The organism is Roseateles sp., assembly GCF_046300915.1.
Classification (GTDB): domain Bacteria; phylum Pseudomonadota; class Gammaproteobacteria; order Burkholderiales; family Burkholderiaceae_C; genus Kinneretia.
Window position 1 is genome coordinate 1 of sequence record NZ_JBKCLH010000030.1, and the last position, 13,453, is coordinate 13,453.

The 13,453-nt window shown below is 69.0% G+C and carries 11 protein-coding genes; 8 read left to right on the forward strand and 3 right to left on the reverse strand.

What is annotated here, in order from left to right; genetic code table 11:
- The 8 genes from ACK5F2_RS01760 to urtE form a co-directional block, all read left to right on the forward strand.
- Window positions 1-531, forward strand: a 531-nt coding sequence (locus ACK5F2_RS01760) for an efflux RND transporter periplasmic adaptor subunit (protein WP_409862335.1), incomplete at its 5' end; no start/stop codon positions are given.
- Window positions 532-1,782 (forward strand): ABC transporter permease, encoded by a 1,251-nt coding sequence (locus ACK5F2_RS01765; protein WP_409862337.1) that lies wholly within the window; start codon window positions 532-534, stop codon window positions 1,780-1,782.
- Window positions 1,779-2,492 (forward strand): ABC transporter ATP-binding protein, encoded by a 714-nt coding sequence (locus ACK5F2_RS01770; protein WP_409862339.1) that lies wholly within the window; start codon window positions 1,779-1,781, stop codon window positions 2,490-2,492. The genes ACK5F2_RS01765 and ACK5F2_RS01770 overlap by 4 nt, the downstream gene beginning before the upstream one ends.
- A 101-nt stretch (window positions 2,493-2,593) precedes the next feature.
- Window positions 2,594-3,871 (forward strand): urea ABC transporter substrate-binding protein, encoded by a 1,278-nt coding sequence (gene urtA, locus ACK5F2_RS01775; RefSeq protein ID WP_409862340.1) that lies wholly within the window; start codon window positions 2,594-2,596, stop codon window positions 3,869-3,871.
- Window positions 3,872-3,904: 33 nt separating this feature from the next.
- The gene (gene urtB / locus ACK5F2_RS01780; RefSeq protein ID WP_409862341.1) at window positions 3,905-5,497 is read left to right on the forward strand and encodes an urea ABC transporter permease subunit UrtB; all 1,593 of its coding nucleotides are present in this window, start codon (window positions 3,905-3,907) and stop codon (window positions 5,495-5,497) included.
- A gap of 12 nt (window positions 5,498-5,509) precedes the next feature.
- The gene (urtC, locus tag ACK5F2_RS01785; protein ID WP_409862343.1) at window positions 5,510-6,664 is read left to right on the forward strand and encodes an urea ABC transporter permease subunit UrtC; all 1,155 of its coding nucleotides are present in this window, start codon (window positions 5,510-5,512) and stop codon (window positions 6,662-6,664) included.
- Entirely contained in the window at window positions 6,661-7,548 is an 888-nt protein-coding gene (gene urtD / locus ACK5F2_RS01790) for an urea ABC transporter ATP-binding protein UrtD (protein WP_409862344.1), read from the forward strand. Before urtC ends, urtD begins: the two co-directional genes overlap by 4 nt.
- 204 nt (window positions 7,549-7,752) lie before the next feature.
- A complete protein-coding gene (gene urtE, locus ACK5F2_RS01795) occupies window positions 7,753-8,475 on the forward strand; it encodes an urea ABC transporter ATP-binding subunit UrtE (RefSeq protein WP_409862346.1) in 723 nt (240 codons plus the stop codon).
- A 198-nt stretch (window positions 8,476-8,673) separates the two neighbouring features.
- On the opposite strand, the gene ACK5F2_RS01800 is transcribed toward urtE, so the two are convergent.
- The 3 genes from ACK5F2_RS01800 to ACK5F2_RS01810 all read right to left on the reverse strand — a co-directional run bounded on the left by ACK5F2_RS01800 (window position 8,674) and on the right by ACK5F2_RS01810 (window position 13,451).
- Window positions 8,674-10,224: a methyl-accepting chemotaxis protein gene (locus ACK5F2_RS01800; RefSeq protein WP_409862347.1), complete on the reverse strand. Its 1,551-nt coding sequence runs from the start codon at window positions 10,222-10,224 to the stop codon at window positions 8,674-8,676.
- A 177-nt stretch (window positions 10,225-10,401) separates the two neighbouring features.
- Window positions 10,402-12,540, reverse strand: a complete 2,139-nt coding sequence (locus ACK5F2_RS01805) for a prolyl oligopeptidase family serine peptidase (RefSeq protein ID WP_409862348.1) — start codon at window positions 12,538-12,540, stop codon at window positions 10,402-10,404.
- An 80-nt stretch (window positions 12,541-12,620) separates the two neighbouring features.
- Complete coding sequence (locus ACK5F2_RS01810; RefSeq protein WP_409862350.1) at window positions 12,621-13,451, reverse strand: urease accessory protein UreD; 831 nt, start codon at window positions 13,449-13,451, stop codon at window positions 12,621-12,623.
- Between the last annotated feature and the right edge of the window lie 2 nt (window positions 13,452-13,453).

The following is a 13,453-nucleotide window of genomic DNA, read 5'->3' on the forward strand; positions in this document are numbered from 1 at the left end:
CTGGTGGCGTCGGTGGATGAACGCTATCTCTCGCAGCTGCAGCCGGGCCAGCGCGCGCGCGTGCTGGCCGATGCCTATCCGCAGCAGCCCTTTGACGCCAGCCTGGAGCGCCTGGCCCCGCTGGTGGACGCCCAGCGCGGCGCGGTGCAGGTCTGGCTGCGGCCGCAGGGGCAGGTGCCCGCCTTCTTGCGTGAGGACATGACGCTGTCGGTGGAACTGCTCACGGCCGAGCGCGAGCGCGCCCTGGCCGTGCCGCTGTCCGCGCTGCGTCAGGACGGGGGGAGCCAAGGCCGTGTTGCGGTGCTGGAGGCGGGGCGCGTGGTGGAGCGAACCCTGCGCCTGGGCTTGCGCAGCCTGGACCGGGTGGAAGTGCAGCAGGGCCTGCAGGCCGGCGAACAGCTGCTGCTGGATCCGCGGCTGGCGCTGGGCGCGCGGGTGCGCGGCGTGGCGGCCCCGGCGGTTGCGGCGCCCGTACGTGCGGCGGGTGGCGGCAATCCCATGGCCCAGGCCGTGGGCGGCGGGGCTCGCTGAATGCCCGGAACGACCTCAAGATCGGCCCATCTGGGCCTGGGCTTCGAGCGCCAAGTGGCCTGGCGCTTCTTGCTGGAGGGGCGCTTCCAGACCCTGCTTATTGTGGTGGGCGTGGCCGCCGGTGTGGCGGTGGTGGCCTATATCTCGGCCCTGGTGGGTGGCCTGCAGCGCAACACCCTGGAGAAGACCCTGGGTGCCCAGGCCCATGTGGTGATCACGCCGCCCGATGAGAAAGTCTTGCCGGCCTGGCCGGCGGCTTCGGGCACGCAGTCGCTCAGCGACACCCAGGCCCGGGCCCAGCGTCTGCGCAGCCTGGGTAACTGGCTGTCCTACGAGGGCTGGCTGAGCGAGCAGCCCGGCATCACGGCGGTGTCGCCCCTGGTCTCGGGGCCGGCCCTGGCCCAGCGCGGCGAGGCCAGCCGCTCGGCCGCCCTGATGGGGGTGGAGCTGGCGCGCTACGACGCCATCGTGGGCCTGCGTCAGCGTCTGGTGGCGGGCGAGTTCCGGCTGCTGCCGGGCGAGGCCCTGGTGGGCCAGCTGCTGGCGGCCGACCTGGGTCTGCGCGTGGGCGACCGCATGGTGCTCAATACCGGCAGCCGCAGCGACACGGTGCGCCTGGTGGGCCTCTTGGACTATGGCATCCGTGACCTGAACCGGCGCATGGTGGTGCTGCCCCTGCGCTCGGCCCAAAGCTTGCTGGACCTGCCCGGCGGCGTGACCCAGATCGATCTGCGCGTGGCCGATGTCTGGAGCGCGAGCGAGCTGGCGGCCGGTCTGGCGCGCCAGCTGCCCTACAAGGTGGAGAGCTGGCAGGAGACCAATGCCCAGCTGGTCTCGGCCTTGAATGCGCAGAGCATCAGCACCACCCTGATACGCGCAGTGGTGATGGTGGTGGTGGTGCTGGGCATTGCCAGCGTGCTGGTGGTGTCGGTGGTGCAGAAGCGCCGTGAGATCGGCATCCTGCGGGCCATGGGTGTGACCCAGGGTCAGATCATGCGGGTCTTTCTGCTGCAGGGCGCCCTGGTGGGCGGTGTGGGGGCGGTGCTGGGCAATCTGCTGGCCGTGGCCCTGATCTGGGCCTTCACCAGCTTTGTACGGGGCGCGGACGGCCAGCCGCTGTTCTCCATCAGCCTGCCGGCCAGCACGGCGCTGCAGGTGAGTCTGATGGCCCTGGCGGCCGGCGTGCTGGCGGCTTGGGCCCCGGCGCGGCGCGCCGCACGCATGGACCCGGCCCAGGCGATACGGCTATGAGCAAACAGCCCCTGATTCAGCTCCAGGCCCTGGGCAAGGTCTACAACCCGGGGCAGCCCACCGAGGTGGCGGTGCTCAAGCAACTGGACCTCAGCCTGGCCCATGGCGAGTTTGCCGCCCTGATCGGGCCCTCGGGCTCGGGCAAGAGCACCTTGCTCAATGTGCTGGGTCTGCTGGAGCGCCCCAGCAGCGGCCAGTACCTGCTGGACGGCCGCGCCGTGCAGGACCTGGACGACAAGGCCCTGACCCAGGCCCGCCAGGCCACCCTGGGCTTTGTGTTCCAGTTCCACCATCTGCTGCCGGCCTTCACCGCGCTGGAGAACGTCTGCCTGCCCGGCCTGGCGCGGGACGGTCATGTGAGTCCCGCCCTGCGGGAGCGGGGGCGGGCCCTGCTGGCGGCCGTGGGTCTGGCCAGCGCCATGGACCGGCCCTCCAAGCAGCTCTCGGGCGGCATGCAGCAGCGCGTGGCCATCGCCCGTGCCCTGGTGCTGGAGCCCGCCCTGGTGCTGGCCGACGAGCCCACGGGCAATCTGGACACCGCCTCCTCCGACGAGGTGTTTGCCCTGCTGCGCCGCATGCACGCCGAGGTGGGCACGGCCTTTCTGGTCGTGACCCACGACCCCCGCCTGGCTGCCCGCTGCGACCGGGTGATCGAGCTGGTGGACGGTTTGATTGCCAGCGACCGGCTCACGCCGGCTGGGCCGGGCTAGGCAAGCCTCTACGCCGTCTGGCGTATTCCGCGCGGGCGGGGGAATCCCGAGACTGGAGTCCGTTGTTCTTCCACGGTCTTCTTCTCACACGGAGCATCCCCATGCGCAAACTCTCCCGCCGTACCCTCTCGCTGTCCGCCCTCAGCCTGGGCCTGGCCGGCCTGGCCGGCCTGGCCCAGCCGAGCTTTGCTGCCGACACCATCAAGGTGGGCGTGCTGCACTCTCTGTCCGGCACCATGGCCATTTCCGAGACCGTGCTCAAGGACACGGTGCTGATGGCCATTGACGAGATCAATGCCAAGGGCGGCCTGCTGGGCAAGAAGCTGGAGCCGGTGGTGGTGGACCCGGCCTCCAACTGGCCGCTGTTCGCCGAGAAGGCCAAGCAGCTGATCTCGCAGGACAAGGTGGCCGTGGTCTTTGGCTGCTGGACCTCGGTGTCGCGCAAGTCGGTGCTGCCGGTCTTCGAGCAGCTGAACTCCCTGCTGTTCTACCCGGTGCAGTACGAGGGCGAGGAGCTCAGCAAGAACGTGTTCTACACCGGCGCCGCGCCCAACCAGCAGGCCATTCCCGCGGTGGAATACCTGATGAGCAAGGACGGCGGCTCGGCCAAGCGCTTTGTGCTGCTGGGCACCGACTATGTCTACCCCCGTACCACCAACAAGATCCTGCGCGCCTTCCTGAAGTCCAAGGGCGTGGCGGACGCCGACATCATGGAGGAGTACACCCCCTTCGGCCACAGCGACTACCAGGGCATCATCGCCAAGATCAAGAAGTTCTCGGCCGAGGGCAAGAAGACGGCCGTGGTCTCCACCATCAACGGCGACTCCAACGTGCCCTTCTACAAGGAGCTGGGCAACCAGGGCCTGAAGGCCACCGATGTGCCGGTGGTGGCCTTCTCGGTGGGTGAGGAAGAGCTGCGCGGTGTGGACACCAAGCCGCTGGTGGGCCATCTGGCCGCCTGGAACTACTTCATGAGCATCAAGAACCCGGCCAATGCCGAGTTCGTGAAGAAGTGGAGCGAGTACGCCAAGGCCAAGAACATCCCCGGCCACAAGGACAAGCCCCTGACCAATGACCCGATGGAGGCCACCTATATCGGCTTCCATATGTGGGCCCAGGCGGTCACCAAGGCCAAGAGCACCGACACCGACAAGGTGATCGCCGCCATGGCCGGCCAGACCTTCAAGGCGCCGGGCGGCTTCACCAGCACCATGGACCCCAAGAACCACCATCTGCACAAGCCGGTCTTCATCGGCGAGATCAAGGCGGACGGCCAGTTCAATGTGGTCTGGAAGACCCCCGGCCCGGTCAAGGCCCAGCCCTGGAGCCCCTACATCCCCGAGAACAAGGGCAAGAAAGATGGGCCTGTGGCCAAGTAAGCCGGCCTGACTGACCACTCATCGCCTCTGACCATGATCCAGCGCCTGCTTATCGCGGCGGGCGTCTGGCTGCTGCTTTGCTTGAGCAGCGGCCAGGCGCAAGCCCTGACCCCCGACCGGGCCCGCGCCATCGCCGCGGGCGAGACCGATGCGCGCATCGCGGCGCTCAATGCCGCGGTGGCGGCGGGCGATTCGGGCTTGCCGGCCTACGTGCAGGCCTTGCTGGACGATGCCGTCAAGCTCACGCCCAAACAGGTGCTGGTGATCGACGGCACGGCCGTGCGCGATGCCGCGACCGGCCAGCCGGCCACGCTGCCCGACGATGCCGAGGACGTGCTCAACAACAATCGCATGCGTGGCGTGCTGCAGGCGGCGCAGGCCGCACTACAGCTCTTCGCGTCTGAGCTCGCCACGCGGCGCGAGGCGGTCCAAGCCCTGGCCAGGCAGGGCATGGATGAATCGCAGCTGCCGCTGCTGGACAAGGCGCTGGCGGCCGAGAGCGATGCGGCGGTGAGGGCGCGGCTCACGCAGCTGCGCGCCGGCCTGCTGGTGGGATCAAGCGACCGCGCCAAGCGCCTGGAGGCGGTGCAGCTGCTCGCCGCCAGCAGCGAGCCCACGGTGAAGGCCTTGCTGGCCGAACGGCTGGCGCTCGAGACCGATGCCGAGCTGCGCAGCGCGCTGCGCCGGGCCATCGAGGCCATCGATGCGCGTCTGGCCTGGGGCGAGCGCCTGGGCCTGGTGTTCACCGGGCTGAGCCTGGGCTCCATCCTGCTGCTGGTGGCCCTGGGCCTGGCCATCAGCTACGGGCTGATGGGCGTGATCAATATGGCCCATGGTGAGCTGATGATGGTGGGCGCCTATGCCACCTATGTGGTGCAGAACCTGTTTCGCGCCCATCTGCCCGTGGCCTGGTTCGATGCCTATGTGCTGGCGGCCGTGCCGGTGAGCTTTCTGGTGGCGGCGGCCGTGGGCGCGGTGCTGGAGCGCAGTGTGATCCGCTGGCTTTATGGCCGGCCACTGGAAACCCTGCTGGCCACCTGGGGCATCTCCCTGGTGCTGATGCAGACGGTGCGCTCGATCTTCGGCGCGCAGAACGTGCCGGTGGAGAACCCGGGCTGGCTCTCGGGTGGCGTGGCCCTGATGAGCAATCTGACCCTGCCCTACAACCGCATCGCCATCATCGTGTTTGCCTTCGCGGTGCTGGCCGGTGTGGCCCTGCTGATCGCGCGCACCCGGCTGGGCCTGCTTGTGCGCGGCGTCACGCAGAACCGCCGCATGGCCGCCTGCGTGGGCGTGAACACCGCACGCACCGACACCTATGCCTTCGCCCTTGGGGCGGGCATCGCCGGCCTGGCGGGCTGCGCGCTCAGCCAGGTGGGCAATGTGGGCCCCGACCTGGGCCAGAACTACATCGTGGACAGCTTCATGGTGGTGGTGCTGGGCGGCGTGGGCCAGCTGGCCGGCACCGTGATCGCTGCTCTGGGCCTGGGCGTGCTCAACAAGCTGCTGGAGGACTGGGCCGGTGCGGTGCTGGCCAAGATCATGGTCCTGGTCTTCATCGTGGTCTTCATCCAGAAGCGGCCCCAGGGCCTGTTCGCGATGAAAGGCCGCAGCGCGGAAGCCTGAGGGGAACTGACGATGATGAACACCGCCGCCTCCACCCCGCCCGCGCTGCTGCTGCCCCCGGCGCCGCGCCTGCTCTCGGCCCGCGGCTGGACCCTGGTGCTGCTGGCCGTGCTGGGCGTGGCCCTGCTGGTGCCGGCCCTGAACCTGCTGCTGCCCGCCGGCCATGCCCTGCACCTGAGCGACTACCTGGTCGGCCTGCTGGGCAAGATCATGTGCTACGCCATCTGTGCCCTGGCCATGGACCTGATCTGGGGCTACACCGGCATCCTGTCCCTGGGCCACGGCCTCTTCTTCGCCCTGGGTGGCTATGCCATGGGCATGTACCTGATGCGCCAGATCGGCCGCGACGGCAACTACCAGAGCGATCTGCCCGACTTCATGGTCTTTCTGGACTGGAAGGCGCTGCCCTGGCACTGGGCCGGCAGCGACAGCTTTGCCTTCCAGATGCTGATGGTGCTGGCCGTGCCCGGGCTGCTGGCCTTTGTGTTCGGCTTCTTCGCCTTCCGTTCGCGCATCAAGGGCGTGTACTTTTCCATCATCACCCAGGCCCTGACCTTTGCGGCCATGCTGCTCTTCTTCCGCAATGAGACGGGCTTTGGCGGCAACAACGGCTTCACCGACTTCAAGCGCATCCTGGGCGTGCCGCTGAACCAGCCGGGCACCCGCATGCTGCTCTTCGTGACCACGGGTCTGGTGCTGATCGGCTTCTTTCTGCTGGCGCGCTTCATCGTCTGCAGCCGCTTCGGCCGCGTGCTGCAGGCCATACGCGATGCCGAGAGCCGGGTGATGTTCACCGGCTATGAGCCCCTGGCCTACAAGCTGGCCATCTGGACGCTCTCGGCCCTGATGTGCGGCGTGGCCGGCGCGCTCTATGTGCCCCAGGTGGGCATCATCAACCCCGGCGAGATGTCGCCCGCGGCCTCCATCGAGATCGCGATCTGGACTGCCGTGGGTGGGCGTGCCACGCTGATCGGCCCCATCGTCGGCGCCTTCTTCGTGAACGGCGCCAAGAGCTGGTTCACCCAGGCCTTTCCGGAGTACTGGCTCTACTTCCTGGGCGCGCTCTTCATTGCCGTGACCCTGTGGCTGCCCGAGGGCCTGGCCGGGCTGGCGCACAAGCTGGGCCAGCGCTTCAAGCGGGCTTCGAGCCAGGAGGAGCAGGCATGACTCCCGATCTGATGGAGCAGGGCAGCCAGGCCCGCCGCCAGCATGCCGAGGCCGAGCTGGCCCGCCAGCAGCAGGGCTCGGGCGGCCGCAGCGCCTCCTTCGGCCGCCTGCTGACCGAGGGCCGTCCCGACTTCGGCACCGGCGTGGCCCTTTACCTGGACGACATCACCGTATCCTTCGACGGCTTTCGCGCCCTCAACCGCCTGAGTCTGGCGGTGGATGTGGGCGAGCTGCGCTGCATCATCGGCCCCAATGGCGCCGGCAAGACCACGATGATGGACGTGATCACGGGCAAGACCCGACCCGACGCCGGCACGGCCAGCTTTGGCCAGAACATCGACCTGCTGCGCCTGCGCGAAAGCGAGATCGCCGCCGTGGGCATAGGCCGCAAGTTCCAGAAGCCCACGGTCTACGAGCAGCTCACGGTGTTTGAGAACCTGGAGCTGGCCCTGGCCGGCGACCGCCGCGTGCGGGCCGCCCTGTTCGCACGGCTGAGCGACGCGCAGCAGGCCCGCATCGGCGAGGTGCTGCAGCTCATCCATCTGCTGCCCCAGGCGGCGCGGCCGGCCGGCCTGCTCTCGCACGGGCAGAAGCAGTGGCTGGAGATCGGCATGCTGCTGATGCAGGACCCCAAGCTGCTGCTGCTCGATGAGCCCGTGGCCGGCATGACGGATGAGGAAACCGAGCGCACCGCCGAGCTCTTTCTCTCGCTGGAGGGGCGGCACTCCCTGGTGGTGGTGGAGCACGATATGAAGTTCGTGGACCAGCTCACCCAGGGGCGCAAGAAGGTCACCGTGCTGCACGAGGGCTCGGTGCTGGCCGAGGGCCTGCTGAGCGAGGTGCAGGCGAATGAGAAGGTGGTGGAGGTGTATCTTGGGCGCTGAGTGCTTGTGCGTGGGCGGCGAGTTGGGCGAAGACCGCCGCCAGGGTGAGCCCGGCTGCCTCCGTGTCCCCCGGCCCTTCGGGCCTCCTCCTTTACCTGCGGCATCCGGGCTCCCCCTGCCGGCGGTCCGGCGCCGCCATGGCATGCGCAGATCCTTCGCATGCCCCAGCGCTGCCCATGCCAGACCCATCGAAGGTACATCGCCATGCTGAAAGCCGAACAACTCCATCAGTACTACGGCGGCAGCCACATCCTGCGCGGCCTCAGCTTCGAGGCCCAGGCCGGCGAGATCACGGTGATCCTGGGCCGCAATGGCGTGGGCAAGACCAGCCTGCTCAAGAGCCTGATGGGCGTGGTGCCCATCAAGAGCGGCAGCCTCAGCCTGGCGGGGCGCGAGATCGCGCGGCTGACGCCCTTCGAGCGGGCTCGCCTGGGCATGGGCTATGTGCCCCAGGGCCGCGAGATCTTTGCCCGGCTCACGGTGGAAGAAAACCTGCGCATGGGTCTGGCCTACAAGCGCGCGGGCACGCCCATCCCGCCCCAGCTCTTCGAGCTCTTTCCGGTGCTCAAGCAGATGCTGAACCGACGCGGCGGCGACCTCTCGGGCGGCCAGCAGCAGCAGCTGGCCATTGCCCGCGCCCTGGCGGCCGGGCCCCAGCTCATCATCCTGGACGAGCCCACCGAGGGCATACAGCCCAGCATCATCAAGGACATCGGCCGCGTGCTGCGCCAACTGGCACGCGAGGGCCTGCAGACCGAGGCGGGCCGCAAGCCCGAGCCCATGGCCGTGATCCTGGTGGAGCAGTACTACGACTTCGCCGAGGAGCTGGCCGACCAGTACCTGGTGATGGAGCGCGGCGAGTTCGTGGCCCGCGGCCGCGGCGCGCAGATGCAGCAGGACGGCGTGCGCCAGCGCATGGCGATCTGAAGCTCACAAAAGATGATGCCCCGGCCAAGGGCCGGGGCATCGGGAGCGCGGGACATCGCCCGGGACGCCGCTTGGCGCGGCGTGGGGCTGCGATGTGGTGGGGAGCGCGGGTCGCGGGGACAGGGCTTGCCCGCGCGCCGCAAGGCGCAGGGCAGGCATCCCAAACGCGGGAATGGGATTGGGACTTGCGGCGAGGGCCTAGCGTCTGAGCTTGAAGCTGGCGACCGCTTCGAGCAGCCGGCCGGCCTGATGCTTGAGGCTTTCGCTGGCGGCCGCGCTCTGTTCGACCAGGGCCGCATTCTGCTGCGTGGCCTTGTCCAGCTGGCCCACGGCCTCGCCCACCTGGGCAATGCCCGAGCTCTGTTCCACGCTGGCGCTGCTGATCTCGCCCACGATATCGACCACACGCTGCACCGAGCGCACGATGTCTTCCATGGTCTGTCCGGCCCGATCCACCAGCTGGGTGCCGGACTGCACGCGCTCCACCGAGTCGTTGATCAGGCTCTTGATCTCCGTGGCGGCACCGGCGCTGCGCTGGGCCAGGGTGCGCACCTCGGCAGCCACCACGGCAAAGCCACGGCCCTGCTCACCGGCGCGCGCCGCCTCCACCGCGGCATTCAGCGCCAGGATATTGGTCTGGAAGGCGATGCCGTCGATGGTGGTGATGATGTCCGCGATCTTGCGCGAGCTCTGCTCGATGCCGCGCATGGTGCTGACCACATCGCCCACGACGGTGCCGCCGCTGCGCGCCACCTCGCTGGCGCTCTGGGCCAGCTGATTGGCCTGCTGGGCGTTGTCGGCGTTCTGGCGCACGGTGGCGCCCAGCTCTTCCATGGTGGCCGAGGTCTCCTCCAGCGAGGAGGCCTGCTGCTCGGTGCGGGCGGAAAGATCGCTATTGCCCTGGGCAATCTCGGCACTGGCCGTGGCCACCGATTCCGCACCATTGCGCACCGATGAGACGGTTTCGGCCAGGGCTTGCTGCATGCGTTGCATGGCCATGAGCAGGCGTGCGGTCTCGTCCTCGCCCTGCGCTTCGATCGGCTGGCTCAAATCGCCGGCCGCCACCCGGTCGGCCGCCTGCACCGCTTGGGCCAGGGGGCGGGTGATGGACCGCACCAGGGCCAGAGCCATGATCACCGCCAGGGCACAGGCCAGCAGGCTGACCAGCAACAGACCCAGGGCGGCGGTGCGGAATACCGACTCGGAGCGTGCAGCCGCAGTATCGGCGCCCTTGTTGTTGAGGCTCACCAGCTCATCCAGGGTCTTGCCGGCGCGTTGCACGGTGTCCCGGGCCTGCCCCTTCTGCAGCTGGCGCGCATCGTCAATCTGCCCGTCGCGCATCAGCTCGGCAATCTTGGTGGCGGCCGCCTCATAGCTTTTCCAGTCGGCCTGGAAGCTGTCGAAGAGCTTTTGCTCCTCGGGGCCGGAGATCAGCTTGTGATAGCCGCCCAGCGCCGTGTTGATCGACTTGGCCGCAGCGGCGCGCACGCTATTGGCCACCTGCGTTTCCTCCGCCGTTGAGGCGGCCACGCTCAGCAGCACCCCCACCCGGAACTCGGCCAGCTCACCCGTTATCCCGCCCAGGGCCGTCACCGAGGGTAGCCAGCTGCCGCTGATGTCCCGGGACTCGGCCTGCACCTGAGTCAGCCGCGAGTATGAAAACAGGGCCAGAAAAGCCAGCAGGACCAGCATTACCGCGAAGGCAGCAAAAAGCTTGGCCGCAATGCTCAGGCGCTTGAAGAATGCCATGGGGACTCCTTGAGTCGCGGGCCGCCGTCGTGGCGACCTGTACCGGAGCAGCATCTTCGGGCCGGCCCGCCCGACCCAAAGCCCCGATCAAGGCCGCGGATGCAATGCATCTTCCCGCCTTGTTGACCCAAGGGCAAGGCCCGCGCGGCGTCAGCGCCACGCGGGCCGGGCAGCGCCTCAGCGCAGCTGCAGCCCGAAGGCGTTGGCCATGAAGGCCAGCACGTCGGAGCGCTCCTCGATCAGCTTGGAGCTGGGCTTGCCGGCGCCATGGCCGGCCGAGGTCTCGATGCGGATCAGGCTGGGGGCCGGACCGGTGTCGGCCGCCTGTAGGGCAGCGATGTACTTGAAGCTGTGGGCGGGCACCACGCGATCGTCATGGTCGGCCGTGGTCACCAGCACCGGCGGGTACAGGCGCTGTGAACGGATGCTGTGCAGGGGCGAGTAGGCCAGCAGGGTCTTGAACTGCTCGGCGTCATCCACCGTGCCGTAGTCATTGGCCCAGGCCCAGCCGATGGTGAACTTGTGATAGCGCAGCATGTCCATCACGCCCACCTGGGGCACGGCCGCGCCGAAGAGCTCGGGGCGCTGGTTCAGCACCGCGCCCACCAGCAGGCCGCCGTTGGAGCCGCCATTGATGGCCAGCTTGCTCGGCTGGGTGTACTTGTTGGCGATCAGCCACTCGGCCGTGGCGATGAAGTCGTCGAACACATTCTGCTTCTTGAGCTTGGTGCCGGCCTCATGCCAGGCCGCGCCGTACTCGCCGCCGCCGCGCAGGCCGGCCAGCACATAGACGCCGCCCATGCGCATCCAGGTGGCGGCCGTGACGCTGTAGCTGGGCGTCTGCGGCACATTGAAGCCGCCGTAGCCGTAGAGCAGGGTGGGGTGGCTGCCGTCCAGCTTGAGACCCTTCTTGTGCGCCACGAAGATGGGCACACGGGTGCCGTCCTTGCTGGTGACGAAGTGGCGTTCGGTCACATAGTCGTTGGCCGGGAAGGCGGTGGCGGCGCGCTTGAAGAGCTCGCTCCTGCCGCTGGCGGGCTCGAAGCGGTGAATCTCGGTGGGCGCGTTCAGGCTGGCATAGCTGAAGAAGGTCTCCTTGTCCTGCCACTTGCCGGCAAAGCCGCTGGCCGTGCCCACGCCGGGCAGGGCCACCTCGGAGATCAGGCTGCCATCCTGGGCATGCATGCGCACCACGGTGGAGGCGTCCCGCAGGTATTGCAGCAGGAAACGGCCGCCCACACCCGAGGCGCTGCGCAGGGCGTCGCCGGTCTCGGCCACCACCACGCGCCATTGGCGCGGGCCCTGGGCATCGATCTCGGTGGCCAGCAGGCGGCCGCGCGGCGCGTCCTTGTCGCTGCGCACATAGAGCGTCTGGCCCACCAGGGCCACGGGTTCATAGGTGGCGTCGAAGTCCAGGGTCAGGACTTGCGGCGTGCCCGGCTGGTAGGCGCCCTGGGCCAGGGGCAGCAGCATCAGGCCGTTCTTGCGGCCGGAACCACGCCAGACATTGATGATCAGGTGGCGCTGGTCGTCGCTGACCTCGGCGCCAAAGCCCCAGGTCTTCTCCTGCTTGTTCTCCAGCACCAGCAGATCCTCGGACTGCGGCGTGCCCAGTCGGTGGTAGTAGAGCTTCTGGAAGAAGTTGGCGCCGGTCAGGGCCTCGCCGGCCTTGGGGGCCTCGTAGCGCGAGTAGAAGAAGCCCTTGCCGTCCGGCGTCCAGACGGCGCGGGAGAACTTCACCCACTCGATCTTGTCGGCCAGATCGCGGCCGGTGGCGAGGTCGCGCACCTGCCAGCGCTGCCAGTCCGAGCCACCCACGGCCACGCCATAGGCCAGCAGGCGGCCATCGGGCGAGGGCACCACGCCGCTCAGGGCCACGGTGCCGTCCTTGGAGAAGCTATTGGGGTCCAGGGCCACCTGGGGCTTGTCGCTGAGCTTGCGCGCGGTGTAGAGCACCGCCTGCTGCTGCAGCCCGTCGTTGCGGGTCCAGAAGTAACGGCCGCCCTCCTGGAAGGGCACGCCGATCTTCTCGAAGTTGAAGAGTTCGGTATAGAGCTTGCGCACCGGCTCGCGCTGGGGCATGGCGGCCAGGAAGGCGTCGGTCACGCGGTTCTGGGCCTGGACCCAGGCCTTGGTCTCGGCGCTGTTGTCGTCCTCCAGCCAGCGGTAGGGATCGGCCACGCGCTGGCCGTGGTAGGTGTCGATCTGCTCGACCTTGCGGGTCTCGGGGTAGCTCGGGCTGTTGGCCAGGGCCGGTAGGCCGCTGGCGGCAGCCAGCAGCGCCAGGGCGGCGCGCAGCCTTGTCATCGTCTTCATCGGTGCGTTCATCCTCTGTCTTGCGGGCAAATCCGCTCGTGGCGGAGCGCGCAGTATCCCAGCCCGGCGCTTGCCTTGGCTCAGGTCTTCCAGATCCGGGGTGCGCAGGGCGCCAGGGCCCAGGCCTCGCGGCGCCAGGCCGCCCAGACGCGCGACAGCAGGGCCAGGGCCGGCTCCACCCGCTCGGCCACCAGGCGCAGCACCAGCACGCCGTCCTCGGGCGCGGTGCAGCCGGCCCAGTCCCAGCCGGTGGCGGCAATCTCGCCGCGGGCGATCTCCAGCAAGGCCTCGCGCCGCGCCGGGGCCAGGGCTTGCCCCGCGGCAAACCAGAGCGCGCCGAGCACCGGGCGTCCGCCCAGGCCCAGGGGCGAGTGCAGCAGCCGGTGATCGTCCGCGCGTATCAGCCCGCGCTCCAGCCAGCGGCCGGGCAGCTCCAGATGCTGCTGGTAGTGGCCGCGGGCAAAAGCCTGGCCGGCCGCGGGCAGGCCCAGGGCCAGCACATCCCAGCCCAGCATCTCGGCCCCGGGCGCCAGCTCGAAGACCAGGCGGTTCTCGGCCAGGGCGCCGCTGTAGACGATGGTTTCCAGCGGCAGCCAGTCCAGGCGCGCGCCTTCGGCCAGGCGTGCCCGCAGCCGCTGCCGCGCCGCAGCGCCCGCGCTGCGATAAAAGCGTGTGGCGCCGGGGGTGGTGATCAGGGCATGGCTGCCCGGCCCCAGACTGGCTCCGATGTCCAGCTGGTCGCCGCCCACGATGCCGCCGGGCGGATGCACCAGCACATGGTGGCAGATGCCCGGCCCCTCGGGGTAGAGCCGCTGCAGCACGCGCAGCGGGCCCTCGTGACGGTCCAGGGCGGTGCAGCGGCCGTCGCTGTCGCGACGGTAGTCCAGGGTCAGATGTCCATGCCAAGCCATGG